Here is a 25,697-nt window from a genome sequence, read left to right on the forward strand (position 1 = left end):
CCCGATGCAGGACCGCCCAGGACGCCAGCCCGGCCGCCGGACATTGTTGCGTTCGCTGATGTTGTCGACTGCCGCGCTGCCGCTGGTTGCATATCCTGTCGCCGCACAGGACGCCCCCCAGGCCGCGGCATCCGGCACCAGCGGTGCCGCTCCGGAGATCGTATCGGTGATCGGCCATGGTTCGAGGCGCAACGGCTTCGTGCCGAAGGGTTCGAACGCCGCCACCAAAACCGATACGCCGCTGATCGACACGCCGCAGGCAGTCTCGGTGGTGACGCGCGCGCAGATGGACCAGCAGAACGCGCGCACCCTGGGCGAGGCGCTGCGCTACACCTCCGGCATCGCCAGCGAGAATCGCGGCTTCTCGACACGCTACGACCAGATCAGCATACGCGGCTTCAACGCGGTCGACGGGATCGACGAGTTCCTCGACGGGCTCAAGCTGTTCAACGGCGCGTTCTATGCGACGCAGCAGATCGACCCGTTCCTGCTCGAGCGGGTGGACGTGCTGAAAGGCCCGCCCTCGGTGCTGTATGGCCAGGCGAGCCCGGGCGGCGTGGTGGTGCTCACCTCGAAGCTCCCTGTGCTCGATCCGATCCACATGCTGTCGATCGAGGGCGGCACCTTCGGCTATGTGCGCGGCACCGCCGATTTCGGAGGAGCCCTGGATAAGTCTGGACACTTCCTGTACCGGCTCGCCGCCACCGGCACCACCTCCGGCGCGCAGGACGAACACACACGCTCGGAACGCTACGCCGTCGCTCCCTCGGTGTCATGGCTGGCGGACGACCAGACTACGCTCACCATCAACGGCTTCTACCAGCATGATCCGCGCGGCGGCGGTTACGGCACGGTGCCGCTCGACGGCTCCATCCTGCCCAATCGCAACGGCGAGATTTCCGAGAACGTCTACACCGGTGACAACGGCTTCGAGAAGTTCGACCGGTCGCAGGCGTCGATCGGATACCAGCTCGAACATCATTTCAACGACGACTGGACGGTACGCTCGGTCGCCCGCTACGCCCAGGTCGGCACCGACTACCGGCAGGTCTATGGCAGCGGCGCGCTGGAAGCCGACGATCGCACCCTCGACCGGTCCACGGCCGGCTCCAAGGAGCATTACGATACCATCACGCTCGAGGAGCAGATCCTCGGACATTTCGATACCGGTCCGTTGCATCACAGCATGCTCGCCGGGGTGAACTGGCAGAACCTGCGCGACGGCTATAATTTCTATTTCGGGTCGGCCCCTTCCATCGACATCTTCGCGCCGAATTCCAACCAGGCGATCCCGTCGCCGTCGCTAACCACCGTGGAAGGCGTCACCACCAACCAGGAGGCGATCTTCGCCGAGGACCAGATCGCCTTGGGCCGGCTGCATCTGCAGATCGGCGGTCGCGAGGACTGGTCAGCGATCGACACGCGCAACCAGCTTTACCAAGCCAGCAGCTTCAATCAGTTCGACCGTGCCTTCACCTGGCGCGCCGGCATCCTGTATGCGTTCCCGGTCGGGCTCTCGCCATATTTCAACTATGCGCGCTCGTTCCAGCCCGCCAACTCGGTGGATTTCTCCGGCCATCCGTTCGTGCCGACCAAGGGCGAGCAGTACGAGGTCGGGCTGAAGTTCCAGCCGCGCGACATCGACGCCTTCGTCACCGCCGCCTTGTTCCACCTGACCGAAAGCCATGTCCTGGTCGCCGATCCGGATCCGGCGCACCTGTTCGCAAGCGTCCAGACCGGCGGCATCCGTTCGCAGGGGATCGAGCTGGAGGCGCACGCCAACATCACCCGCCGGCTCAACATCATCGCCGCGTACACCTATCAGGACGTGTCGTACGAAAGCGGCAGCGGCGCACTGGTCGGCAAGCGTCCGACGCAGATCCCGGCGCAGTACGCGTCGTTGTGGGGCCATTACGACATCGGTGACGGCAGGCTCGCCGGCCTCGGCTTCGGTGCGGGCGTTCGCTACAACGGCAATACGCTGGCCGACCAGACGATCGAAAGCGTGACGCCGAACTACACGCTGGTCGACGCACAGATCCAGTATGCGCTCGGCAACGCGTTACCGTCACTGAAGGGCGCGCTGCTGCAGGTCACCGCGCAGAACCTGCTCGATACGCGCTACGTGTCGAGCTGCTATTCTGCATCGTTCGGCTGCTTCTTCGGCGCCAGCCGCAACGTGATCGGCAAGCTGACCTACCGCTGGTAGGTCGGCCAAGCCGCGAGCCACGGCGCAAGGGGATGCTGGCTATCTGTTTTCATCTGATAAGATTCTAGGTTTCAGATGATCTCAGAGTCGAAGCCAGTGCCGGTAGCCAAGAGAGCGTCGACCAGCATCCTGCGCATCGGTGGCAGCGGGCGGCCGCGTGGTCCGATGCCGGTGATGAGCCTGATGCGCGAGGTCGAGAAGGGCCTTGCGGTCACCGTGCTGGATGAGGCGCGCGGGCGGTCGCGCCAGGCGACGGCGCCTTTGCATCCCGGATCATCCCCAAGGCCACCCTGTCCCGGCGTCGCAAGGCATTCGCGATGGCTGACGGCGACACGGCGGTGCTGGCGCCGGAGGAAGGGGGACGCGTGGCCCGGGTCGCCGAGGTTTAAGTATCGGCGATCGACGTCTGGGGCGGCGAGGAGGCTGCGCGTGCCTTCCTGTTCCGTCCGCATCCGCTGCTTGAGGGGCAGCGTCCGATGGATGTCGTCCTGGCAAGCGAATATGGCCGTCCCGTCGTCCTGGATATTCTGGGCAGCCTCAAGCACGGGACCGCCGTGTGACGACTCAGACGCTCGACCGGGTGACGCGCGCCTATCGTATCGGAGACCCGGATGGCGGCTACCCGATCCATGACGCACGAGGGTGCACGATCAGCCCGGGCCGTTGGAACACCACGCGCAGCCCGATGATCTATGCAGTCGAGCATTACTCGACCGGGATGCTCGAGAAACTAGTGCACGGCAGCGGCTTCATGCCGCCCAACCAGCATTCCATCGAAATCACCATTGCGGACGGGGTCAGTTTCGAAGACCTCACACCCGCGCATCTGCCCGGCTGGGACGATCCGAGTTGTGCCGCCTCCCGTGCTTTCGGGGAGCGGTGGCAGCACAAGGAACGCTCGCTGCTCCTGTTCGTGCCGAGCGTGGTGGCACGCATGGAGATGAACATCCTGATCAACCCGGATCACGCCGATTTCCGCCGGGTCACCCCGTCACGGCACCGGAAGATCTGGTGGGACATGCGGTTGTTCGTGTCGGCAGCCTAGAGACCGTCCGACAATGCGCTGTGGCGGCGATCCGGCGCGGCTTTCGGGCGCTCTCGAAGGGGGAGCTCTCACTCGCCACAGCGCATTCCCAACCGGTCTCTTAGGACCCGGTAGGAAACGACTACTCCTCCGTCGGCACGTTCGTGCGCAACTCGTCCAGCCAGGCGCGGGCGTTGCCGTCGGAGGGCGCGCGCCAGTCGCCGCGAGGCGAGAGGGAACCGCCGCTCGATACTTTAGGGCCGTTCGGTGCGGCCGAGCGCTTGAACTGGCTGAACCCGAAGAAGCGCTGCAGAAATACCTCCATCCAATGGCGGATCTCGGGCAGGCGGTATTCGACCCGCTTGGCGTCCGGGAAGCCGGACGGCCAGGCATGCCGCCCGGCACTTTCCCAGGCCATCAGCGCCAGGAAAGCCACCTTGGACGGGCGGAAGCCGTAGCGCAGCAGGTAGAACAGGGTAAAATCCTGCAGCGCATACGGGCCGATCTTCGCCTCGGTGCTCTGCAGCACGCGGTCCTCGCCGGCCGGAACCAACTCCGGCGAGATCTCGGTGTCCAGGATCGCGCCGAGAATTTCCAGCACCGGCGGCTCGAACCGCGCCGAGGAAATGATCCAGCGGATCAGATGCTGTATCAGCGTCTTCGGCACCCCGGCATTGACGTTGTAGTGCGACATCTGGTCGCCGACGCCGTAGGTGCACCAGCCGAGCCCAAGCTCGGACAGGTCGCCGGTGCCGACCACGATGCCGTCATGCTGGTTGGCCAACCGGAACAGGTAGTCGGTGCGCAGCCCCGCCTGCACGTTCTCGAAGGTGACGTCATAGACCGGCTCGCCGCGGCCGAACGGATGCTCCATCTGCTGCAGCATCAGCGTCGCGGACGGGCGGATGTCGAGCTCGGCCTGGGTCACGCCGAGGGCGGTCATCAGCGCTATGGCGTTGCGCTTGGTGTCGTCGCCGGTGCCGAAGCCTGGCATCGTGTAGGCAAGGATGGCGCTGCGCTCGAGGCCGAGCCGGTCGACCGCGCGTGCGGCAACGATCAGCGCCTGCGTCGAGTCCAGCCCGCCGGACACCCCGATCACCAGCCGCTTCACCCCGATCGCCCGCATCCGCTGCATCAGCGCCGACACCTGGATGTTGTAGGCCTCGAAGCAATCCTGCTCGAGCCGCGCCGGGTCGGACGGCACGAACGGGAACCGCTCCAGCGGGCGGTGCAGGCCCAGATCGCCGGCGGGCGGATCGAGACGGAAGCCGATACGCCGGTAGGCCGGCTGGCCGGACCGGCTGGCGGACCGGTTCGCATCGAAGGTGTTCATCCGCGCCCGCTCCTGCCGAAGCAGGTCCACGTCGATGTCGGCGACCGCGGACTGGGCTCCCGACGGGAAGCGCTCGGACTCGGCCATCAGCGCGCCCGCCTCGAAGATCGACACCTGCCCGTCCCAGGCGACGTCGTTGGTCGATTCCCCCTCGCCGGCGGCGGCATAGAGATAAGCGCACAGCGAGCGCGCCGATTGTCCCTGGCACAGCAGGCGGCGCGTCTCGGCCTTGCCGATGGTGATGTTGCTCGCCGACAGGTTGGCGACGACCGTGGCGCCGGCCAGGGTGGCGTGGGTGCTGGGCGGCAACGGCACCCAGAGATCCTCGCAGATCTCGGCCGCCAGCACGAAGCCGGGCACATCCTCGGCCTCGAACAGCAGGTCGGTACCGAACGGAACCGGGTCGCCGGCGATGCGGATAATTTCGCCGACCCGCCCGACCCCCGGTGCGAACTGCCTGGCCTCGTAGAACTCGCGGTAGTTCGGCAGGTAGGATTTCGGTATCACGCCGAGAATGCGACCGCGATGGATCGCCACGGCGCAGTTGAACAGTGCGCCGTCATGACGAAGTGGCGCGCCGACCAGCAGGATCGGCAGCAGCGTCATGCTTCGTTCGGCCAGCAGCGCCAGGCCACGTTCGACCGAATCGAGCAGGGCGTCCTGCAGCCTGAGATCGTCGATCGCGTAGCCCGAGATGCCGAGCTCGGGGAAAACCGCCAGGATCGCGCCCTGTTCTCCCACCACGGAGGCAAGTGCCGCCGTGGTCTCGGCATTGTGCACTGGGTCGCCCAGGGCCACCGGGAGGGTGCAGGCAGCGACACGCGCGAAGCCGTGCCGGTAGATCGAGCGGAAGTCCGCCATCAGGCCGCTCCAGGGTTTTTCGAGGCCCGGACAACATCCGGAGCCAGTCATGGCCCGCCGGCAACCGGCCGGGCTGATAAGCTTGTGATGGGATGAAGTGCCGTAGAGTGCAAGCAGCACGCGTCCCAGGGTTGAAATTCGGCCTCGCAGACGACTGGTAAGGGTGAACAAAGCATGTAAGCTTCTTGTCGAATGATGCGTCCTGTCTCAATCATCGGTGCCGGTCCCGGCGGTCTTGCGGCAGCGATGCTGCTGTCTCAGGCCGGGGCGGATGTTACCTTGTTCGAACGTCACGCCCGGGTTGGCGGGCGATCCGGCACGATAGAGGCGCCCACCTCGCATGGGCGTTTCCATTTCGACATGGGGCCGACCTTCTTCCTGTATCCCCGCGTACTGGCCGACATCTTCGCTACGTGCGGGCGCCGGCTCGAGGATGTCGTCGAGCTCATCAGGCTCGATACCCATTATGACGTGATCTTCGAAAGCGGTGCGCGTATCAGCGCGAGCAGCGACATTCCCCGGCTGCAGCGCTCGATCGCACAGATCAGCCCTGAGGATGCCGCCGCGATCCCGGCCTTCATGGCCGACAACCGCGCCAAGTTGGCAGCCTTCAGGCCGGTGCTGGAAAGCCCGTTCAACAGCGCGGCCGACCTGCTGAAGCCGGAGGTGCTGAAATCGTTGCGGCTATTGCGGCCGTTCACCTCGGTCGACCAGGATCTGAAGCGCTGGTTCAAGGATCCGCGGGTCAGGCTCGGCTTCTCGTTCCAGAGCAAATATCTTGGCATGTCGCCCTACCGGTGCCCGAGCCTGTTCACGATCCTGGCATTTATGGAATACGAGTTCGGAATTTTCCACCCACGTGGCGGTCATGGCGCGATCATGCGGGCGATGGCCGATGCGGCCAGGCAGATGGGTGCCAAGATCAAGCTGGGCGAACCGGTGCGCGAGATCCTGTTCGAGGGCAGGCGCGCGGTCGGTGTGCGAACCGACGCCGGCATCACCAAGGCGGATGCCGTCGTGGTCAATGCCGACTTCCTGGATGCGATGACCAACCTGGTCCCGAACGGACTCCGCAAGCGGTGGAACGACAAGCGAATCGCACGGGCAAAACTCTCCTGTTCCACCTTCATGCTTTATCTCGGCATAGAAGGCAGACTCGAGAATCTCGCGCACCATACGATCTATCTGTCGGACGATTACCGGCGCACCTTGCAGGATGTCGAGGAAGGGCGCGTGCCGCCCGGCGAACCCTGCTTCTATATCCAGAATGCATGCGTAACCGATCCGGCGCTGGCGCCACCCAACCACTCGACCTTGTATGTGCTGGTACCGGTCGGGCACGAGCGGACCGGAGGCATCGACTGGAAGGTCGAGGCGCCGAAGTTCCGACGACTAATCCTGGATCGGCTATGCCGGGCCGGTGTGCCTGATATCGAGAAGCGGATCGTGTTCGAGAAGATGATGACACCGGACGACTGGCGCGATGATCTCGCCGTACATCGTGGCGCGGTCTTCAATCTCGCCCATTCCCTGACCCAGATGCTGCAGTTTCGGCCGCATAACCGCTACGAGGATCTGGATGGCGTGTATCTGGTCGGCGGCGGTACCCATCCCGGAAGCGGACTGCCGGTGATTTTCGAAGGTGCGCGCATCACCGCGAAACTGCTGGCAGACGATCTGGGCCTGACCCCGATCGATACGGCAATGCATTGGACCGGAACACCGGGGGCTCCGATGGAGCCGGTGCTCGAAGGGGAAGTGTCGTGATCGATCCTGTCGGCGTCATCGGTTCCGGGTTGGGCGGTCTTGCCGCGGCGTGCACGCTGGCGGCGCGTGGGCACAAAGTCGTGCTGTTCGAGAAAAACGACTGGCTCGGCGGCAAGGCGGCACTCTACGAGGAAGCCGGCTACCGGTTCGACATGGGTCCGACTATCCTCACGGTGCCGTCGGTACTGGCGCGGATTTTCGGCGAAGCGAACGACCGCCTGGAGAACAGCCTCGATCTTAGGCGGCTCGATCCGCAATGGCGCTGCTTCTTCGACGACGGTGCGGTGCTCGATCTCGACGAGGACGTTGCCACGATGGCATTGCGCCTGCGCGGCTTTTCCGGCGCCGGCGAGAACAATACCGAACAGGGCTACATCGATTTCCTGGCGCTGAGCGAGAAGCTGCACGACGTCAGCCGGAAGTTCTTTTTCTGGCGGTCGGTCGAAGACATCTCCGACACTATGGATCTCAAGAAGAACATGGATCTGGGCACGCTCCGCGACGTGCTGAGCCTGCGCATGGGCTCCACCGTCGCACGACAGATCCGCAAGCGCATCGGCGACGAGCGGGTCAGCCAGATGCTCGATCATTTCACCCAGTATGTCGGATCGTCGCCGTATCTTGCGCCGGCAGTACTCTGCAGCATCGCGCACATGCAGACGCAGGAAGGCATCTGGTATCCGATGGGCGGCACCCGCGCCGTGCCGGAAGCTCTGGCCGAACTGGCAGGACGGCTCGGTGTCGAGTTCCGCACCAGCACCGGGATCGCCCGCATCACCCAGAGCAACGGTCGGGCCGATGGCGTGGTGACGGAGGCGGGCGAGACGGTGAAGCTGTCGGCCGTGGTGTCCAACATGGACAGCGTGCGGACGTATCGCGAGCTGGTCGGGGGGGCTGCGCAGAAGAGCTTCGCCAAGCGGCGCAAGCGCGAGCCGGCGTGTTCGGGCGTGGTGCTGTATCTCGGTCTCGACCATGCGTACGATCATCTGCTGCACCACGACTTCGTCTTCTCGCGCGATCCGGAAGAGGAGTTCGACTACATCTACAAGAAAGGCGAGCCTGCGCCGGACCCGACCTGCTACGTCGCGGCTCCCTCCCGCACCGAGCCGGGTGTGGCTCCACCGGGCGGCGAGGCGTTGTATGTGCTGGTGCACACGCCGTATCTGCGGCCGCATCACGACTGGAATGCGATGCTGCCTGGCTACCGTAAGGTGATCCTGGACAAGCTGGCACGCACGGCCGGCATGAAGGACCTGGAAAGCCGGATCAAGGTCGAGCGCATCCTGACGCCCGCCGACATCCACGAGCGATACCGGGTGCTCGACGGGGCGATCTATGGGTTGGCCAGCCATGGCCGGTTCATCGGCGCGTTCAAGCCAGGTAATAGGTCGCGCGACCTCGATGGGCTCTATCTGGCCGGCGGCGCGGCGCATCCGGGACCGGGCATGCCGATGGTGATGATGTCCGGCTGGATCGCGGCGGACAGTCTGGATCAGGACGTGCGGTCCAATCATCCCGGTGCGAGCGAGACGAGGCTCAGCGCCTGACCAACCAGGATCCGGTCGCAGCGCGGTCGGAGTTCCTGTTCCGCCTGTTCGCTTTCTATCTGAGGCTTTCGATCCGCCGGCGCTTCCGGGCAATCCGGATCTCCGGCTTCGATGCCGAAACTCTTCCACGCGACCGACCGCTGATCATCTATGGCAACCATCCATCCTGGTGGGACCCGGCGCTGTATCTTCTGCTCGCCGATCTGCAGTTCCGCGGACGCCCGGGTTTCGGTCCGATGGAGGAGGATGCGCTCGAACGCTACGGGTTCTTCCGGAAGCTCGGCATCTTCGGCATCGACAAGCACAGTGCGGCCGGCGCGCGTCGCTTCCTGTCCGTGGCAAAGCAGGTGCTGGGCAATACCGGTGGCCCGGGCGGGCGAATGATGCTCTGGGTGACGGCCGAGGGCGATTTCACCGATCCACGAGTACGCCCGGTCCGGCTGCGCCCCGGCATCGCCCATCTTGCGGCGCTGCAGCCCGACGCGCTGCTGGTGCCGCTTGCCGTCGAATACGTGTTCTGGAATGAGAGCCGGCCCGAACTTCTGCTCCGCCTCGGCACGCCACTCGCGGCAGACCGGAGCGTGCGCACCGCCGAGTGGACCAGCCGGCTGGAACGTGGATTGACCGAAACGATGGACCAGCTCGCCCTCGACAGCCAGGCACGCAACCCGGCCCGGTTCACCCGGCTGCTGTTCGGCGGCGCCGGCGTCGGCGGCCCTTACGATGCGTGGCGACGCCTGCGTGCCCGGCTGTCCGGCCAGCGGATCACGACCGCGCATGGCGAGGAGGCATGAACCACGGTCGGGCGGCAGCGGTCGCCGGATGGATGGCGCTTGGTCTCGCCGCGCTTCCGCTGGCGCTGGCAATCGGCAACCTGAAGCGCCTGCAGGCCCCCAAGCCGGCGGCGATCCGGCCGCGCATGTCGGTGCTGATCCCGGCCCGGAACGAGGCCGCCAACATCGGCGATGCGGTGGCCTGCGTGCTCGCCAGTCGCGACGTCGAACTCGAAGTGCTGGTGCTCGACGACGGCTCGACCGATGCGACGCCCGCCATTCTGGCGACAATCGCCGATCCGCGGCTGCGGGTGATATCCGGGGGCGGCGTCCTGCCGTCCGGCTGGTCCGGCAAGCAATATGCGTGTGCACGCCTGGGTCGCGAGGCCAGCCTCGAGTTGCTGGTGTTCGTGGATGCGGATGTCCGGCTAGCCCCGGACGCGTTGTCGCGCATGGCGGGCTACATGCAGGCGAACCCGGATATCGGGCTGGCCAGCGGCATCCCGCGCCAGATCACCGGGACCTGGTCCGAATGGCTGTTGTTACCGCTGATCCACCTGTTGCTGCTGGGCTACCGGCCGGATGCGCTCGATCATGGCCGTGTCGATCCCCGCTTCGCAGCCGGTTGCGGCCAGTTGTTCATCGCGCGCTCAGGGGCCTATCGCGCCATGGGGGGCCACGATGCGATCCGTGCATCGCTGCATGACGGGCTTACCCTGCCCCGGGCCTTCAGGCGCCACGGGATGCCGACCGGCCTCTTCGACGCAACCGCGCTTGCCTCCTGCCGGATGTATACCACTGCCGCCGACCTGTGGGAGGGCCTGACCAAGAACGCCACCGAAGGCCTGGCCACGCCGCGCGGCCTGCCGATCTGGACGATCATCCTCGGCGGTGGCCACGTGCTGCCACTGCCGCTCATGCTGTTCGCGCCGAGCCTGCCGGCGGCAGCGGCGGTCGCCTGCGGGACGACGCTCCGGCTGTTGCTGGCACGGCGGTTCGACCAGAGCATGCGCAGCGTGGTCCTGCATCCGTTGGGCGTGCTGGCGTTGCTTGCGCTGCAATGGTCGGCGCTGGTTCGTGCGCGGTCGGGGCGGCCATCCACCTGGCGCGGGCGCGTATATCCGGCAGCGCAGTCGTGACGCCGGCTCCCGACATCACGCACGAGGCGGGCAGAGAGACAATGCGCCGTGCACCCCCCGCCGGGAGACGGTTGGCCCCTCGTCTTGTTCCCGGCTGTCTCCGCCTCATGGTCCTCGGCGTGTTCCTGTCATGCGGGACATCCGCCTGGTCAGCCGCACTGACCATCACTGTCGCCAACCTGCCAAGCGAGAAAGGTCACGTACGGATAGGCGTCTGCACACGTTCGCAGTTCCTGAGCGAGCGGTGCAGCTATCACGCGATAGTGTCGGCAAAAGCCGGCACGATTACGACAACGATCCAGGATGTGGCTCCCGGCACCTACGCGGTTGCGGCGTACCAGGATGAAACCGACCTCGGGCGCATGCGCCGCAACCTGTTTGGAATTCCGCTGAACCCGTCGGGCTTCTCGCGCGATCCGAAGATCGGCTATGGGCCACCTTCGTTCGACGCCTGCGCGTTCCGGATCGGCGCCCAGGATGCCGCGATCACCGTCACGGTGCGTACCCACTAGGCTGTTGCGAACCGGCTTCTTCTTCTTGAAGATACCTGCATCGAATAGATGCACGGAGCGGGCGGCTTATGGCGGATCGGGTCCTGGTCACGGGCGGAGCGGGCTTCATCGGTCGGCATGTGGTGCGGGCCCTCCTGGCGCGCGGCGATAGCGTCCGTGTCTATGACAGCCTGATCGAGCAGGTGCACCCGCATGGTGCAACTTCGGAATCCGTGCCCGACGACGTCGAACTGGTCCAGGCCGATATCCGCGATAGCGAAGCGCTCGGTCATGCGCTGGATGGCATCGACAAGGTCGTGCACCTGGCGGCAGACGTCGGTGTCGGCCAGAGCATGTACCTGATCGAACGCTACGTGGCGGTCAACGATCTCGGGACGGCCTGCCTCTGCCAGGCGCTGATCGACAAGCCTGTGAAGCGGGTCGTGGTGGCATCCTCGATGTCGATCTACGGCGAGGGCCTCTACACCGCGACCGACGGCACGATGATGCAGGAGGTCGTGCGCCCGGTGCGTCAGGTCGGCGCGGGCTGGGACCCGCTCGGGCCGGACGGGTCCCCGCTCACTCCCGCCGCGACGCCGGAGTGGAAACAGGCGCGGCTCGCATCGGTGTATGCGATCACCAAGTACATGCAGGAGCAGTTGATCCTGTGCGCGCCTCCGGCTTATGGCATCGAGGGCGTCGCGTTACGGCTGTTCAACGTCTATGGACCGGGCCAGGCGCTTTCCAATCCGTATACCGGCGTGCTGGCGATCTTCGCGTCGCGGCTGCTCAACCGCGAGCGGCCGCTGGTGTTCGAGGATGGCGGTCAGCGCCGCGACTTCGTGCATGTGGACGACGTGGTGCAGGCGTTCCTGCTGGCGCTCGACCACCCGGCCGCGGCCAACCGGGTGTTCAACATCGGCAGCGGCCGCAACGTCTCGATTTCCGATGTGGCCCGGGCAGCCGCTTCAGCGATGGATCTGGCTCAAATCGAACCGGAGTTCGTCGGCAAGGCCCGCACCGGCGATATCAGGCACTGCTTCTCCGACATCACCCTGGCCCGCGACGTGCTGGGTTTTGCGCCTACGCGGACGTTCGACAATGCACTGCCCGAACAGATGGAATGGGTGCGTCGCCAGCAGGCCACCGATCGCGTGCAGGAAGCCCGCAGCGAACTGGAAGCACGCGGACTGGTCGCATGACGGATCTCCTCCGGACCGATGGCATGAGCGATCTCCTGCGGGCCGGTCGCGCGAAGGAAATTCCTCCGACCGCTCGCGTCAAGGAAGTCCGCCGGACTGGTCGCGTGGAGAAAGTTCTTCGGGGCGGAGGCGGCGCGCTCGGGCTGGTCGAGTGGTTCCATCCGGGCGAGCATGCACGCGTCGAGGAAAGCCTGGGCCGGTTGCGTGTTCTCGGCATTACCCGCTTGCGCACGCACATCTCCTGGGCCGAATACGTCAATGACGGTGGCGCAGACTGGTATGGCTGGCTGGTGCCGCGCCTGGCAGGCGAAATCGAACTGCTGCCGTGCGTGCATTTCACCCCGCCGAGCCTGTCCCGCACCGGCCGCACCAGTGGCCCGCCGCACGATCTCAGGGCCTACGCCGATTTCATCGACCATCTGATCACCCGGTTCGACGGCATGTTCCCTGCCGTCGAGATCTGGAACGAGCCGAACAACCTGCTCGACTGGGACTGGCAGCAGGACCATGACTGGCTGCTGTTCTGTGAGATGGCGGGCGCCGCCGCGCACTGGATCCAGGCGCGCGGGCTCAAGGCGGTGCTCGGCGGCCCCTGCCCCGCGGACCTGAACTGGCTCCGGCTGATGGGCGAGCGCGGGCTGCTGAACGTGCTCGATGCGGTCGGGCTGCACGGGTTTCCCGGCACATGGGATGCGGAGGCACGGTCCTGGCGCGGCTGGCCGGCGCTGATCGCCTCGGTCCGCGAGACCGTTGATGGATTCAACCCGAAGCTTGAGCTGTGGATCACCGAGACCGGCTATTCCACATGGCGTAACGATCCGTTCGCGCAGGTGACCCGGTTCGTCGAGATCGCCGAGCTGCCGGTCGAGCGGATCTACTGGTACGGGTTGCAGGATATCGCCGCGGACGTGGCGGTACAGGAAGGCCTGCATTTCGACGAACGGCACTATCATTTCGGGCTGTACACCGAGGCAGGCAGCCCGAAGCTGCTCGGCAGACTGCTTGCCAGCGGCGGCCTGGCGCTGGCACGCGACATCGCCGATGCCGGCGCGCCGAAACCGGCCCTCGGCAAGCCCGGCCTGATCGGCACCAAGCCCGCGCTGGTGACCGGAGGCGCCGGCTTCATCGGCACCAATCTCGCCGACCGGCTGGCACGCGACGGCGAGGATGTGCTGATCCTGGACAGCCTGGCGCGGCCCGGGGTCGAGGAGAACCTGGACTGGCTCAGGCGGCGCCACCGCGGCCGGCTGTCGGTGGCGATCGCCGATCTGCGCGATACGAAGGCGGTGGCGGATGCCGCACGCGACGCCTCCAGCGTGTTCCATCTGGCCGGCCAGGTGGCGGTCACCACCAGCCTGGTCGACCCGCTGGCCGACTTCGACATCAACCTGCGCGGCACCATCAACCTGCTCGAGGCGCTTCGCCGCCGGAGTGAAGGCGCCGGGTCCGAACCGGTGCCGCTGGTGTTCGCCAGCACCAACAAGGTCTATGGCGACCTCGCCGACATAAGGCTGTCGCACAACGACGACGCCTACCTGCCGATCGACCCGTTGCTTCGTGCGCACGGCATCGGCGAAGCCCGGCCGCTGTCGTTCCACACCCCATACGGTTGCTCCAAGGGTGCTGCCGACCAGTATGTACTGGACTATGCCCGCTCGTTCGGCCTGCCGATGGTGGTGCTGCGGATGAGCTGCATCTATGGGCCACGCCAGCTCGGCACCGAGGACCAGGGCTGGCTCGCGCATTTCCTGTTGTCGGCGCTGCAGGATCGCCCACTGAGCCTATACGGCGACGGGCGCCAGGTCCGCGACGTGCTGGAAGTCGAGGATGCGGTCTCGGCCTACCTGGCGGCGCGGGACCATGCGCCGCTGGTGGCGGGCGAGGCGTTCAACCTCGGCGGCGGCGCCGACAATGCGATCACACTGCTGATGCTGATCGAGGAGATCGAGCGGCTCACCGGGCAGCGGGTACGGCGCGATTTCCATCCCTGGCGCACCGGCGACCAGCGCTATTTCGTGGCGGACACCAGGCGCGCCAGGCAGGTTCTGGGATTGTCACAGCCCCTGGGATGGCGGGACGGCGTGGCGAGGCTGCTGCGCTGGATCGAGACGGAACGGCCGCATCTGGTCGGGCGTTCGATGGCGACCGGACAGATGATCGAGGGTGCCGCATGAAGGTCGCGTTGCTGAACCCGCCCTGGACGTTCGAACACAGCATCTATTTCGGCTGTCGCGCCCCGCACTTGCCGATCGAACTCGGCGCGTCGAAAACCCTGCTGGAACGGGCCGGTCACGCGACACTGATGCGCGACGGCCTGCTCGACGAGCTCGATATCGGCGGCATGGCCGAGGCCTGCGCCGGGTTCGCGCCGGACATGATCGTCGTCACCACCGCGCCCACCTACCTGTTCTGGCGCTGCGCCCAGCCCGAGTTGCGGCTGCCGCGGATGCTGCTCGATGCGCTGCGTGTGGCATGCCCGCACGCGACGCTGGTGGCGGTCGGACCGCACGGATCGGCCACACCGGACGCGGCACTGCGCAAGCTCGGCGCCGATATCGTCGTGCGCGGCGAATGCGAGGAGGTGGTGCTGGCGCTGGCGAACGGTGGCGTACCCGGCGAGGTTCCAGGAACCGCCGCCCTGCAGCCGGACGGCAGCATCCGCGCCAATGGCGGGCCACAGGCGACACGCTTCACCGACCTGCCGGCAGTGCGCTGGCCGGACCACTGGGTCGCCCGTCACCATCATCATCATCATCGGTTCGAGCAGCCGCACCAGGGGTCGGGCCACGATCTGCCCGGTGCCGAAGTGGAAGCCTCGCGCGGCTGCCCATACTCGTGCTCGTTCTGCGCCAAGATCGATTTCCGGGACTCCTATCGTCGTCGCGACCTGGTGCCATTGCTGGAAGAAATCGATGCGCTTCGGGCGCAGGGCGTCGGCTACCTGTATTTCATCGACGAGATCTTCCTGCCGAACCGGTTGCTTCTGGAGGCACTGGTCGGACGCGGGCTGAAGTTCGGCGTGCAGACACGGATCGACCTGTGGAAGCCGGAGATGCTGGAACTGCTGGGACAGGCCGGCTGCGTCTCGATCGAGGCCGGGGTCGAGAGCCTGACCGAAGCGGGGCGTGCGGAACTGGACAAGAACTGCAAGCTCTCGACCGACGAACTCGCCGACCGGCTCATCATGGCAAAGCAGCATGTCGCCTTCGTGCAGGCCAACCTGATCCAGGTGAGCGGCGACGATCCGGCGATGGTGACGGCCTGGCGCGAGCGCCTTCTCGCCGCCGGGGTATGGGCCAACGATCCGGTGCCGCTCTATCCGTATCCGAGTTCACCCGATTACCGGAAGCTGTTCGGCCTCCCCGACGCGCAGGCCTGGGAACGGGCGCACGCGCATTATCTCGGGCTGTTCGACCGGATGTCCGACATCCAGGATGACACCCCGCTACCGCTCGCCGAGCTGGAATCCGTCTGCCGCCGCTGATGTCGCGGCATATCCTGGTCACCACCGATGCGGTCGGCGGCGTCTGGCGCTACAGCCTGACGCTGGCGCGGGAATGGGCCAAGGCCGGCGTGCGGGTCGAGCTCGCCGTGCTGGGCCCTGCTCCCGACCCGGCACAGCGTGCGGAGGCGGGGGCGATCGACGGTCTCGCCATCCACGTGACCCTCCTAGAGCTGGACTGGACCGCGCCGGATCGTGCGTCGCTGGAACGCGTCGCCGTCGCGCTGGCCGATCTGGCGCGGCAATGTGGCGTGACCTCGGTGCATCTGCATGCACCGGCGCTGGTGGGCATGGTCGAATGGCCCGGTCCGGTTATCGCAGTGCTGCATTCCTGTCTCGCCACATGGTGGCGCGCGATGCGTGACGGTCCGCCGCCGAAGGATTTCCGGTGGCGCATCGAAGTGACCGCCGACGGACTGCGGCGTGCCGAGCACATCGTAGCGCCGAGTCGGGCATTCCGAAACATGGCAGTCGAAGCCTATGACAATTGCAGGCCGATCACCGTCGTCCTGAACGGGCGCGATCCGCCTGCCGGTCTTTTCGGGCCTGCATCGGCGCGAACGCGGCAGGTATTGTCCGCCGGACGGTTCTGGGATGAGGGCAAGGACGTGGCGACGCTCGATCGCGCGGCGGCACTGGTCGATGCTCCGGTACAGGCAGCGGGGAGCTTTCGCGGGCCGAATGGGCAGGAGGCGGCATCGTCTTCGCTGGTCAGGCTGGGCAGCCTCGGCGAACCTGCCCTGGCTCTGGCATTTGCCGATACGCGCGTGTTCGTTTCCACCGCCCGCTACGAGCCGTTCGGCCTCGCCGTGCTGGAAGCGGCCCAATGTGGTCTGGCATTGGTGCTCTCCGACATCACGAGCTTTCGCGAACTCTGGGACGGCGCCGCCCTGTTCGTGCGACCGGGCGATGCGGCCGATTTCGCATCCGCAACGATGCAGGCACTGGACAACCCCGACCTGCTTGCGGCGAACGCGCATGCTCGCGCCAGCCAATATTCCGCTGCCGGCATGGCCGGCGCCACCCTGGCATTGCATCATCGCGCATGACCTAAACCGAAAGGATCGCCTGAGCCGTGCAGGTCGTCGTGTTCACCCACTCCCTCACTTCATGCTGGAACCACGGCAACGCGCATTTCCTGCGCGGCGTGTTGCGCGAGCTGCAGGCGCTGGGTCATGCGGTCCGCGCCTACGAGCCGGAAGGAAGTTGGAGCCGGGAGAACCTGATCCAGGATGGCGGCGATGAGGGTCTTGCCGCGTTCACCGACCATTATCCGGAACTTACCGCCAGGCTCTATCCGCCGGACGCACCCGATTTCGACGCCATGCTCGACGGGGCCGACCTGGTGCTGGTGCATGAATGGAACCCGCCCGAACTGGTCGCGGCGATCGGCGCGCGGCGCTCGGCCGGCGGGCAGTTCCTGGCGCTGTTCCACGATACCCACCACCGCGCGGTCAGCGATCCCGAGGCGATCCGGCATTTCGACCTGTCCGGCTATGATGGCGTGCTGGCATTCGGGGCGACCCTGGCCCGGATCTACGAACACTGGGGCTGGGGCGGACGCGTGTTCGTCTGGCACGAGGCGGCCGACCTGAGGCGTTTCCAACCGCCTGCGGAACCGGTCGACCGCCAGGGCGGTGTCTGGATCGGCAACTGGGGCGACGGCGAGCGGAGCGCCGAACTCGAGGAGTTCCTGCTGCGGCCGATGCACGAGGCCGAGCTGCCGCTCGACATCTACGGCGTGCGCTATCCGGACGAAGCGAAACAGACGCTGCTGCGGCACCACGCGCAACTGCGCGGCTGGCTGCCGAACCCGAAAGCGCCTGACGTATTCGCGCGTCATCTGGCAACGGTGCATGTGCCGCGCCGGTTCTACGTCACGCTGCTGCCCGGCATCCCGACCATCCGCGTGTTCGAGGCGCTGGCGTGCGGCATCCCGCTGCTGTCGGCACCCTGGGACGACGCGGAAGGCTTGTTCACGCCGGGCGAGGATTTCCTGGTTGCCCGCGACGGCGCCGAGATGACCCGGCTGCTGCGCGATGTCGCCAACGATCCCGACCTGCGCTCGGCTCTTGCGGCACATGGGCTCGCCACGATCCGCGCCAGGCATTCGTGCGCACACCGCGCCGTCGAGCTTCTGGCGATCGCCGCACACCTTGGGACACCAGCCTGATGCAGATCGCCGTCTATGGATCGAGCCTGCTGTCGTCGTACTGGAACGGCGCCGCCACCTATTATCGAGGCCTGCTTGGCGCTATGGCGCGTCGCGGCCACGGCATCGTCTTCTTCGAGCCGGACGCGTTCGGACGGCAGCAGAACCGCGACATAGCGCCGCCCGACTGGGCGAAAATCGTGGTGTATGAAGCGACACCGGAGGGCGTGCGCGACGTGCTCGGCCAGGCCGGTGACGCAGACATCATCGTCAAGTGCAGCGGCGTCGGCGTGTTCGACGACGAGTTGCTGGACGGCATTCTCGTCAATGGCCGTGCCGGCGCGGTCCGGGTGTTTCTCGACGTCGATGCGCCGGCGACGCTTGCCGAGCTGCGGCAGAACGAGGCGCACGCGCTGCATGCAGCACTGCCGGCGCTTGACCTGGTGCTGACCTATGGCGGCGGCGATCCGGTCATGCGTGCCTATGCCGGATTCGGCGCGCGCGCCTGCGTTCCGATCTACAACGCGCTCGATCCGGCCACGCATCATCCGGTCATGCGCGATCCCGCTTACGAGGCCACGCTATCGCTGCTGGCCAACCGGTTGCCCGATCGCGAGGCTCGGATCGAGGAGTTTTTCCTGCGCCCCGCCGCATCGCTGCCGGGGCAATCGTTCCTGCTGGGCGGCTCGGGCTGGCACGACAAGCCGATGCCGGCGAACGTGCGCGCCATCGGCCATGTCCCCACGGCAGCGCACAACGTGCTGAACGTGTCGGCGCGGGCGGTGCTGAATGTCGCCCGCGACAGCATGGCGGAAGTCGGGTTCTCCCCGGCGACCCGGGTCTTCGAGGCGGCCGGCGCCGGTGCCTGCCTGATCACCGACTTCTGGAACGGGATCGAGCTGTTTCTCGAGGCGGGCAGCGAAATCCTGGTGGCGCGGGATGGACAGGACGTGGTGGAGCACCTGCGCACGCTGACGGCGGAGCGCGCGCGAAGCATCGGCGAGGCTGCACGGGCGCGCATCCTGGCGGGTCACACCTACGACCAGCGCGCCGTGCTGCTGGAGACGGTGCTGGCCGGCGCGATCGCCGTGCGCCGCGACCAGCCGGGCCGGACCTGAGCGATGCGCCTCGTCGTCGTCGGTCTCAGCCTGAGCTCGAGCTGGGGCAACGGCCATGCCACCACCTACCGCGCTTTGCTCGCCGCCTTCGCCGCACGCGGCCACGACATCATGTTCCTCGAACGCGACATGCCCTGGTACGCGCAGAATCGCGACTTGGCCGATCCGTCGTTCTGTCGGCTAGCGCTGTATGACGGGCTGGACGGGCTGCGCGAGCACGGCCCGGCAATCGCCGGCGCGGATGCGGTGATCGTCGGATCTTACGTGCCGGACGGGATCGAGGTCGCGCGGTTCGTGCAGGATACGGCCCGGGGCGTGACGGCGTTCTACGACATCGATACCCCGGTGACGCTGGCGGCACTCGAGCGCGGCGACTGCGCCTATCTGTCGCGCGCCGTGATCCCGGGCTTCGACCTCCTGTTGTCCTTCACCGCCGGGCCCACGCTGACCCGCTTGGAGCAGGAGTTCGGCGCCCGCGATGCAAGGGGCTTCTACTGTTCGGTCGATCCGGCGCGCTACCGCCCGACAGCTGCTCTACGGCGTTGGGATCTCGGTTACCTCGGGACCTACAGCGATGACCGCCAGCCGACCCTCGACCGCCTGCTGATCGAGGTCGCCCGTCGCGCACCCGAGCGCCGCTTCGTGGTTGCGGGACCGCAATATCCCGCATCGATCGACTGGCCCGGCAACGTCGAGCGGATCGAGCACCTGGCGCCGCAGGACCACCCGGATTTCTACTCAGCCTGCGGCTGGACCCTGAACGTGACCCGCGCCGACATGATCCGCGCCGGCTGGAGCCCGAGCGTGCGGCTGTTCGAAGCCGGGGCGTGCGGATGCCCGATCGTTTCGGACCGCTGGGACGGGATCGAGGACGTACTGACGCCGGGCCTGGAGATCGTCCTGGCCGATGATACCGACGCCCTCGTGACACTGCTCGACTGGCCGGCCGAACGTCGCGAGACAGTGGCGGTGGCGGCAAAAACCCGCATCCTGGCTGCCCACACCAGTGCTCACCGTGCCGTGCAGCTGGAAACGATTTTCCTGATGCAGCCGAAACGGTCGGCGCGGCGTTAGCCAGTGGTCCTTCATCCCACAACAGGAGACACGATGCGCAAGCTCATCCTGCTCTGCTCGGTGCTTGGCATCGGGCTGACGCTCTCGGCACCGATGGCCATGGCCCAGCCAGGCCCCGGACGCGATGGTCCTCCGATGGCCGGTCCGCACGGACCGCCGCCCGGCTACCACCACAGGCCGCCGCGTCACCGTCACTGGCGCATGCGCAACCATCGTCGCTACTACTACTGACCCGTTCGGGCAGTCATCGGCGCGTTCGGCGCGCCGGTGGTCCCGAGCCTGACCAGAAGGACGTACGTCCATGGACCTTCTTCGCTGGACCCTGATCTTCCTGGTGATCGCCCTTGTCGCGGCCGTGTTCGGTTTCGGCGGCGTGGCCGCGAGCTTTGCCTCGATCGGCAAGATCCTGTTCTTCGTCTTCATCGTGCTGTTCGTGATCAGCCTGTTCTTCGGCCGGGGCGGCCGCCGCAACAGGCTCTGATCCAGGCTCCGTGCGGCCTTAGGCCGCGCGGACTCCCTGAACGAACACGCCGACCTCGCTGGAGAGCTGCTCGGCCTGCTTCGACAAGCCGGCGGCTGCGCTGAGTACCTCTCCGGCGGCGGTGCCGGTATCGTTGGCGGCCTGGCTGACCCCGGCGACGTTGATCGTCACGTCGTTCGCAGCCGTTGCGGTCTGCTGGACATTGCGGGCGATCTCGGACGTTGCGGCGCCCTGCTGCTCGACGGCGGCGGCGATCGTGGTCGCGATCATGCTTACCTCCTCGATCGTGCTGGTGATCGCCCGGATCGCCTCGACCGCCTCGCGGGTCGCATCCTGGATCCGCGTGACCCGACCGGCGATCTCGGCCGTTGCCTGCGCCGTCTGGCTCGCAAGGTTCTTGACCTCCGATGCAACCACCGCGAAGCCCTTGCCGGCATCCCCGGCCCTGGCCGCCTCGATGGTCGCGTTCAGGGCCAGAAGATTGGTCTGGCTGGCGACGTTCTGGATAAGCCCGACCACGCCGCCGATTTTCTGAGCCTCGTCAGCGAGGGTGCGGACGATGGTGTCCGTTCGCCTGGCATCATCCACCGCGCGGCCGGTGATCCGTGCCGACTGGGCCACCTGCCTGCCGATCTCGCTGATCGACACCGACAGTTCCTCGGCAGCGGCTGCCACGGTCCGGACGCCGATCCCCGCCTCCGCGGCGGCCGCGGCAACCGTGGTCGCCTGGCGGTTGGCCTGGTCGGCGGAACCGGTCATCGAATGCGCGGTTGCCTCTAGTTCGGTGGATGCCGAAGCCAGGAGACCGACCATGCTTCCGACCCTGGCCTCGAAATCGCGAACCAGTTCGCTCATCCGGATCGACTGGCGCTCCTTGAGTGCACGCGCCGCGTCCTGTTCGGCGGCAAGACGGTCAGCCTCGATCATGCCGTCCTTGAACACCTGAACCGCGGTTGCCATTCGTCCGATCTCGTCGGCACGGCCGACACCCGGGATGGTCGTCGCCAGATCCCGGCTCGCCAGCCGATGCATGGACGCCGTCATCGCAGCCAGCGGCCTCGAAATGCTCCGGATCATCGACCAGCCGGTCAGGATGCAGAACAGCGCCATCGCGCACAGCACGACGATGATCCACGCATGCGCGGACCGTCCCAGACTGGCTCCACGGTCCGCCCTATGCGTGCCGTCACGGACGTTGAAATCCGACGCATCCTGTATCGCCTGGCGGAAATCGTTCATTGCCGGGTTCATCTGGTCGAGCAACGACCCGGCCTTGGCGATGTCGTGGGTGGCCAGCACTGCGACCAGTTGTGCGGAGACCGTCTGGTAGCGGGCCCAGGTATCGGCAATCAACGCCGCAAGCGCGGCTTCCTCGCCGGCGCCGGCCAGCGGCTGGTAGTCGGCATAGGCTGCGTCGAACAGACTGGATTGCTGGTCGGCAAGCTGGATCTTGGCCTTGCGACTATCGTCCGTCAGCGCGGTCACCGCCTGATACTGGTTAAGCCGGAAGCGTTCCGACGTCTGGCTCATCTGGCCAAGCGCCCTGGTCGCCGGGAGATTGATGTCGCGCAGACCTGCCGCGGCCCGGTTGACCTCCCCAAGACGGTCCAGCGCGAACAATCCCATCGCGACCGCACAAGCCAGCACGAGAGCGAAAGCGAAAATGATTTTCGCGCGGATCGTGATCCGCTTCGAAATACCGGTCACAGGCAGCCCTCCAACGGCTCCCGGTATGCACGTGCATGGAGCCAGGCCAGGGTGATGCCATGGCAAGGACTGAGATCCGGTTAACGGAAAACCTCTAGACGATCTCGCTGGCGGCAATGGCCACCTTGCAGCCGGTCTTGATCAACCGGGCGAGCACGCGGTAGCCGGGGGTCAGCTCGGCCTCGTTGGCCAGGCCGATATCACGGTGCTCCAGTTCCTCGATGCGGAATTTCTCGATCGTCGCACGCAGCCCGGGCTCGTCGCCGTCGGCGAAGGATGCTGCCTGTTCAGCGTAATGCTCGTCGATCGCCTCCTCCACCGCGACGGTGCAGGCCATCGCGGCACGCCTGCCCATCGCCGCGGTCAGTACGCCGAGCGCGAACCCTGCCACATGCCAGACCGGCAGCAGCACGGTCGGACGTACCCGGCGGCTGACGATCATCGCCGAGAAGGTGTCCCTGTGGACGGTCTCCTGCGCCTTCATGTGGCGGAGGATGTCGCCGGTCTCGGTATGGCCGAGCACGGCGAGCTGGCCTTCATAGATGCGCTCCGCGCCGTATTCGCCGGCGTGATCGACACGGATCATCCGGGCAAGCCGGACGGGGCCCATGGCGTCGCCGGGCTGGGGTGGCGAAAGGGACGAACGGCGCGTCTCGCTCATTCAGGCTCTCCGTGACGATCCCAGCAGGCGCCGCAGGACGACCTGCCCCACGACCAGCAGGAACGCCGCGTAGAGCAGATCGATCATCGCCATCGAAACCGGCAGCCACTGGAACAGCCGGTTCGGCGAGTCGCATGGCTTGGCAGGCCGGGCCGGCATCGATGCCAGCCGCTCGGCGAAGCTGCCGCCGCTGAAATGCGGAGCCATGCATTCCGGCAGCGGGCTCGGCCACCAGCCCTGTTCGACGCCGACATGGATGCCGGCGATGACGATCGCCGCAATCAGCGTGAGGGTGATCAGGATGCCGATCGGCCTGGCCGGACGCAGCTCAAGCGCCGCCAGCGCGCTCCAGACGAATCCCAGCGCGATCAGGACGCGATACGGCCAGCGCTCCCAGAGGCAAAGCGCGCATGGCGCCATGCCTTCCAGATGCTGCGCCCACCACACCCAGGCGATCGCCCAGAACCCGGCCAGGGCCCAGAAGCCGCCCTGGAGCAGGCCGGCCTCGCGCCTATCGATGACTGGCATGCGGCTTCCGCTCCGGGGTCGCGTTCAGCACGGCCAGGAAGTCGCGGGCCCAGGTCGCGGCAGTGACGCGATGCACCGCTTCGTTCATCGCCTCCCAGCGCCGGGACCGCTCCTTCAGTCCCATGGTCAATGCCTGGTCCAGCGCTTCGGCGATCTCGTCCGGGTCATACGGATTGACCATCACCGCATCGCTGAGTTCCGGCGCCGCGCCGGCAAAGCGGGACAGCACCAGCACGCCCGGATCGGCCGCGTCCTGGGCCGCGACATACTCCTTGGCGACCAGGTTCATCCCATCCCGCAACGGCGTTACCAGCCCGACGGCGGCGCGACGATGCACGCCGGCCAGCACCTTCCGCGGCAGGGCGCGGGTGATGTAGCGCAGCGGGATCCAGTCGATCTCGGCCCAGTTGCCGTTGATGCGTCCGGACAGCTCGTCCAGCTCGCGGCGCAGCGCCTTGTATTCCGCGACCTCGCCCCGCGAGACCGGGGCGATCTGCAGGAACGACACCTTGCCCCGGTGCGCCGGGAAGCGCTGCAGCAGTCGCTCGAAGCCGCGGAACCGCTCGGGGATGCCCTTGGAATAATCCAGCCGGTCGACGCCGAGGATCAGGGCGCGGCCATTCAGCGCCTGGGTCAGGCGCGCCATCTCCTTGCTGGTCTCGCCGCGCAGCGCCTGCTTGGCGAACGCCACCGGATCGATACCGATCGGAAACGACTGTGCCTGCACCTCGACGCCGAGAGCCGACAGCGACTGGTTCATGTTGTCGGCGTCCTGCTGCGTCTGCACGCCGACAACATCGTAGGCGCCGAGATCGGCCAGCAGCAGGTCGGCGCCGGGCAGTGCACGGAACAGCGCTTCCGGCGGAAACGGGATGTGCAGGAAGAAGCCGATCTTGGACGTGACGCCCTCGCGCCGGAGGGCCTCGCCGAGCGGGAACAGATGATAATCCTGCACCCAGATCACGTCGTCCGGCTTGAGCAGCGTCTTCAGGCTGCGCGCGAAGATCGCGTTGACCTCGAGATACGTCTCGAGCTCCTCGCGGCTGTACTGCATCAGGCCGAGGCGGTAGTGGCAGACCGGCCAGAGGATGCCGTTCGAGAACCCCTGGTAGAAGCCTTCATGCTGCTTTGCGGTCAGGTCGATGGTGGCGTAGGTGACGCCGCCCTGCTCGGCCAGCTCCGGCGTGGGCGCCGGCGACTCCTTGCCTTGCGAGCTGCCCGACCAGCCGAACCAGAGGCTGGGCTGGCCCTTGATCGCGTCGGCGAGACCGACCGTCAGTCCACCGGCCGGCTGGGTCCGCTCGCGAGGCGACGGAACCCGGTTCGAGACAATGACTAGCCTTCCCATGAGTCTGCCGCGCCGGAGCTGCGAGCCAGCTCGCCGAGCCACGCCCGGAAGGCGTCGGGATCGGGGAAGTCGTCCGGGATGCGGAAGCCGAGCCCGCCCAGCGCTTGGGCGCCGCGGATGCCGTCCTCGTCGGTCACGTCGTCGCCGATGAAGATCGGGACCCGGCCGGCAAAAGGCGCTTGCTGCATCAATTGGGCGACCGCTGTGCCCTTGTCGATGCCGCCGGGCTTGAGCTCCCAGGCCATCTTCGCCGTCTGCAGATGGAACCGGCGCTGCGGGTCCTGCGCCAGCAGCGCCTCCGCCTCGGCCTTGAGGGCTGCGCCGGCATCCGGTGCGCCGCGGAAATGCAGCACGAGTCCGGTCTGCTTGCGCTCGACGCTGGCACCCGGATGACCGGCCACGATCCGTTCGGCTTCTGCCAGCCAGTGCGAGGGCAGCGCGGGCAGAACGGCGCGGACGACCGGCTGGTCCGGCGCATGGCGCACGGCGACCCCGTGCTCGCCGGCAACGGCGTACGGAATGCCCGGGATGAAATGGTCGATCTGCGCGATCGGCCGGCCACTGACGACCGCAAGGGCGCCGCCGCAGCGCTCGCGCAAGGCGACGAGGATCTCGGGCAGGCCCGGCACGACAGACACCGATTCCGGGGTTGGCGCGATATCCACCAGGGTGCCGTCGAAATCGAGCAGGAACGCGGCGCGTGATGGTGGCGGCAGCCGGGCAAGGGTCGGATGACGGGGGGTGCTTGAGCTCATGCTGACGGAACCAGTGTCAAACGGA

General features: G+C 66.7%; 23 protein-coding genes. 17 read left to right on the forward strand and 6 right to left on the reverse strand.

All coding sequences use genetic code 11. From position 1 onward, the window contains the following. The first annotated feature begins 4 nt into the window (after positions 1-4). From HN018_RS16710 to HN018_RS16720, 3 genes are all read left to right on the forward strand, one after another. Positions 5-2,209 (forward strand): TonB-dependent siderophore receptor, encoded by a 2,205-nt coding sequence (locus HN018_RS16710; protein WP_171833013.1) that lies wholly within the window; start codon positions 5-7, stop codon positions 2,207-2,209. 437 nt (positions 2,210-2,646) lie between these two features. Beyond that, the gene (locus tag HN018_RS29425; RefSeq protein ID WP_408886808.1) at positions 2,647-2,769 is read left to right on the forward strand and encodes an antitoxin Xre/MbcA/ParS toxin-binding domain-containing protein; all 123 of its coding nucleotides are present in this window, start codon (positions 2,647-2,649) and stop codon (positions 2,767-2,769) included. Further along, the gene (locus tag HN018_RS16720; protein ID WP_171833012.1) at positions 2,766-3,254 is read left to right on the forward strand and encodes an RES family NAD+ phosphorylase; all 489 of its coding nucleotides are present in this window, start codon (positions 2,766-2,768) and stop codon (positions 3,252-3,254) included. The genes HN018_RS29425 and HN018_RS16720 overlap by 4 nt, the downstream gene beginning before the upstream one ends. A gap of 121 nt (positions 3,255-3,375) precedes the next feature. Here HN018_RS16720 and HN018_RS16725 read toward each other — a convergent pair whose 3' ends face one another. Further along, positions 3,376-5,427 (reverse strand): NAD(+) synthase, encoded by a 2,052-nt coding sequence (locus HN018_RS16725; protein ID WP_171833011.1) that lies wholly within the window; start codon positions 5,425-5,427, stop codon positions 3,376-3,378. Between the two features lie 192 nt (positions 5,428-5,619). On the opposite strand from HN018_RS16725, the gene crtI reads away from it, so the two are divergent. From crtI to HN018_RS16795, 14 genes are all read left to right on the forward strand, one after another. Beyond that, a complete protein-coding gene (gene crtI, locus HN018_RS16730; RefSeq protein ID WP_171833010.1) occupies positions 5,620-7,194 on the forward strand; it encodes a phytoene desaturase family protein in 1,575 nt (524 codons plus the stop codon). Further along, on the forward strand, positions 7,191-8,741 hold the full coding sequence (locus HN018_RS16735) for a phytoene desaturase family protein (RefSeq protein ID WP_171833009.1): 1,551 nt from the start codon (positions 7,191-7,193) through the stop codon (positions 8,739-8,741). Before crtI ends, HN018_RS16735 begins: the two co-directional genes overlap by 4 nt. Positions 8,742-8,839: 98 nt before the next feature. Beyond that, positions 8,840-9,535, forward strand: coding sequence for a lysophospholipid acyltransferase family protein (locus tag HN018_RS16740; RefSeq protein WP_275434344.1), 696 nt, complete (start codon positions 8,840-8,842; stop codon positions 9,533-9,535). Next, positions 9,532-10,653, forward strand: coding sequence for a glycosyltransferase (locus HN018_RS16745; RefSeq protein WP_171833008.1), 1,122 nt, complete (start codon positions 9,532-9,534; stop codon positions 10,651-10,653). The genes HN018_RS16740 and HN018_RS16745 overlap by 4 nt, the downstream gene beginning before the upstream one ends. 71 nt (positions 10,654-10,724) lie before the next feature. After that, entirely contained in the window at positions 10,725-11,165 is a 441-nt protein-coding gene (locus HN018_RS16750; protein ID WP_171833007.1) for a DUF2141 domain-containing protein, read from the forward strand. 68 nt (positions 11,166-11,233) lie between these two features. Beyond that, positions 11,234-12,346 (forward strand): NAD-dependent epimerase/dehydratase family protein, encoded by a 1,113-nt coding sequence (locus HN018_RS16755; protein WP_171833006.1) that lies wholly within the window; start codon positions 11,234-11,236, stop codon positions 12,344-12,346. Positions 12,347-12,369: 23 nt separating this feature from the next. Further along, the gene (locus tag HN018_RS16760) at positions 12,370-14,520 is read left to right on the forward strand and encodes an NAD-dependent epimerase/dehydratase family protein (protein WP_171833005.1); all 2,151 of its coding nucleotides are present in this window, start codon (positions 12,370-12,372) and stop codon (positions 14,518-14,520) included. Further along, positions 14,517-15,830: a TIGR04295 family B12-binding domain-containing radical SAM protein gene (locus HN018_RS16765; protein WP_171833004.1), complete on the forward strand. Its 1,314-nt coding sequence runs from the start codon at positions 14,517-14,519 to the stop codon at positions 15,828-15,830. Before HN018_RS16760 ends, HN018_RS16765 begins: the two co-directional genes overlap by 4 nt. Continuing rightward, positions 15,830-16,897, forward strand: a complete 1,068-nt coding sequence (locus HN018_RS16770) for a glycosyltransferase family 4 protein (RefSeq protein ID WP_171833003.1) — start codon at positions 15,830-15,832, stop codon at positions 16,895-16,897. The genes HN018_RS16765 and HN018_RS16770 overlap by 1 nt, the downstream gene beginning before the upstream one ends. Positions 16,898-16,923: 26 nt before the next feature. After that, entirely contained in the window at positions 16,924-18,021 is a 1,098-nt protein-coding gene (locus tag HN018_RS16775; RefSeq protein ID WP_171833002.1) for a CgeB family protein, read from the forward strand. Further along, entirely contained in the window at positions 18,021-19,118 is a 1,098-nt protein-coding gene (locus tag HN018_RS16780; protein ID WP_171833001.1) for a CgeB family protein, read from the forward strand. Before HN018_RS16775 ends, HN018_RS16780 begins: the two co-directional genes overlap by 1 nt. 3 nt (positions 19,119-19,121) lie before the next feature. Then, positions 19,122-20,192 (forward strand): CgeB family protein, encoded by a 1,071-nt coding sequence (locus HN018_RS16785; RefSeq protein WP_171833000.1) that lies wholly within the window; start codon positions 19,122-19,124, stop codon positions 20,190-20,192. Positions 20,193-20,225: 33 nt separating this feature from the next. Next, positions 20,226-20,423: a hypothetical protein gene (locus HN018_RS16790; protein ID WP_171832999.1), complete on the forward strand. Its 198-nt coding sequence runs from the start codon at positions 20,226-20,228 to the stop codon at positions 20,421-20,423. Positions 20,424-20,493: 70 nt separating this feature from the next. Beyond that, positions 20,494-20,673 carry a DUF1328 domain-containing protein gene (locus HN018_RS16795; RefSeq protein ID WP_171832998.1) on the forward strand — a complete coding sequence of 60 codons (180 nt, stop codon included), beginning with the start codon at positions 20,494-20,496 and terminating at the stop codon, positions 20,671-20,673. Positions 20,674-20,691: 18 nt separating this feature from the next. On the opposite strand, the gene HN018_RS16800 is transcribed toward HN018_RS16795, so the two are convergent. The 5 genes from HN018_RS16800 to otsB form a co-directional block, all read right to left on the reverse strand. Continuing rightward, positions 20,692-22,380, reverse strand: a complete 1,689-nt coding sequence (locus HN018_RS16800; RefSeq protein ID WP_204259558.1) for a methyl-accepting chemotaxis protein — start codon at positions 22,378-22,380, stop codon at positions 20,692-20,694. A 94-nt stretch (positions 22,381-22,474) separates the two neighbouring features. Further along, a complete protein-coding gene (locus HN018_RS16805; RefSeq protein WP_171832997.1) occupies positions 22,475-23,041 on the reverse strand; it encodes a demethoxyubiquinone hydroxylase family protein in 567 nt (188 codons plus the stop codon). Further along, positions 23,042-23,569 (reverse strand): disulfide bond formation protein B, encoded by a 528-nt coding sequence (locus HN018_RS16810; RefSeq protein WP_171832996.1) that lies wholly within the window; start codon positions 23,567-23,569, stop codon positions 23,042-23,044. Continuing rightward, the gene (locus HN018_RS16815) at positions 23,553-24,917 is read right to left on the reverse strand and encodes an alpha,alpha-trehalose-phosphate synthase (UDP-forming) (RefSeq protein WP_171832995.1); all 1,365 of its coding nucleotides are present in this window, start codon (positions 24,915-24,917) and stop codon (positions 23,553-23,555) included. Before HN018_RS16815 ends, HN018_RS16810 begins: the two co-directional genes overlap by 17 nt. Then, on the reverse strand, positions 24,905-25,672 hold the full coding sequence (otsB, locus tag HN018_RS16820) for a trehalose-phosphatase (RefSeq protein ID WP_171832994.1): 768 nt from the start codon (positions 25,670-25,672) through the stop codon (positions 24,905-24,907). Before otsB ends, HN018_RS16815 begins: the two co-directional genes overlap by 13 nt. Between the last annotated feature and the right edge of the window lie 25 nt (positions 25,673-25,697).

Origin of the sequence: Lichenicola cladoniae, assembly GCF_013201075.1 — a bacterium.
Taxonomy (GTDB): domain Bacteria; phylum Pseudomonadota; class Alphaproteobacteria; order Acetobacterales; family Acetobacteraceae; genus Lichenicola; species Lichenicola cladoniae.

Excerpts from the sequence above, each read along its gene's own strand:
- HN018_RS16710 (WP_171833013.1), top strand. The coding sequence starts at position 5 with ATGCAGGACCGCCCAGGACGCCAGCCCGGCCGCCGGACATTGTTGCGT.
- HN018_RS16725 (WP_171833011.1), bottom strand. The coding sequence starts at position 5,427 with ATGGCGGACTTCCGCTCGATCTACCGGCACGGCTTCGCGCGTGTCGCT.
- crtI (WP_171833010.1), top strand. The coding sequence starts at position 5,620 with ATGATGCGTCCTGTCTCAATCATCGGTGCCGGTCCCGGCGGTCTTGCG.
- HN018_RS16745 (WP_171833008.1), top strand. The coding sequence starts at position 9,532 with ATGAACCACGGTCGGGCGGCAGCGGTCGCCGGATGGATGGCGCTTGGT.
- HN018_RS16755 (WP_171833006.1), top strand. The coding sequence starts at position 11,234 with ATGGCGGATCGGGTCCTGGTCACGGGCGGAGCGGGCTTCATCGGTCGG.
- HN018_RS16760 (WP_171833005.1), top strand. The coding sequence starts at position 12,370 with ATGAGCGATCTCCTGCGGGCCGGTCGCGCGAAGGAAATTCCTCCGACC.
- HN018_RS16765 (WP_171833004.1), top strand. The coding sequence starts at position 14,517 with ATGAAGGTCGCGTTGCTGAACCCGCCCTGGACGTTCGAACACAGCATC.
- HN018_RS16770 (WP_171833003.1), top strand. The coding sequence starts at position 15,830 with ATGTCGCGGCATATCCTGGTCACCACCGATGCGGTCGGCGGCGTCTGG.
- HN018_RS16780 (WP_171833001.1), top strand. The coding sequence starts at position 18,021 with ATGCAGATCGCCGTCTATGGATCGAGCCTGCTGTCGTCGTACTGGAAC.
- HN018_RS16785 (WP_171833000.1), top strand. The coding sequence starts at position 19,122 with ATGCGCCTCGTCGTCGTCGGTCTCAGCCTGAGCTCGAGCTGGGGCAAC.
- HN018_RS16790 (WP_171832999.1), top strand. The coding sequence starts at position 20,226 with ATGCGCAAGCTCATCCTGCTCTGCTCGGTGCTTGGCATCGGGCTGACG.
- HN018_RS16795 (WP_171832998.1), top strand. The coding sequence starts at position 20,494 with ATGGACCTTCTTCGCTGGACCCTGATCTTCCTGGTGATCGCCCTTGTC.
- HN018_RS16805 (WP_171832997.1), bottom strand. The coding sequence starts at position 23,041 with ATGAGCGAGACGCGCCGTTCGTCCCTTTCGCCACCCCAGCCCGGCGAC.
- HN018_RS16810 (WP_171832996.1), bottom strand. The coding sequence starts at position 23,569 with ATGCCAGTCATCGATAGGCGCGAGGCCGGCCTGCTCCAGGGCGGCTTC.
- HN018_RS16815 (WP_171832995.1), bottom strand. The coding sequence starts at position 24,917 with ATGGGAAGGCTAGTCATTGTCTCGAACCGGGTTCCGTCGCCTCGCGAG.
- otsB (WP_171832994.1), bottom strand. The coding sequence starts at position 25,672 with ATGAGCTCAAGCACCCCCCGTCATCCGACCCTTGCCCGGCTGCCGCCA.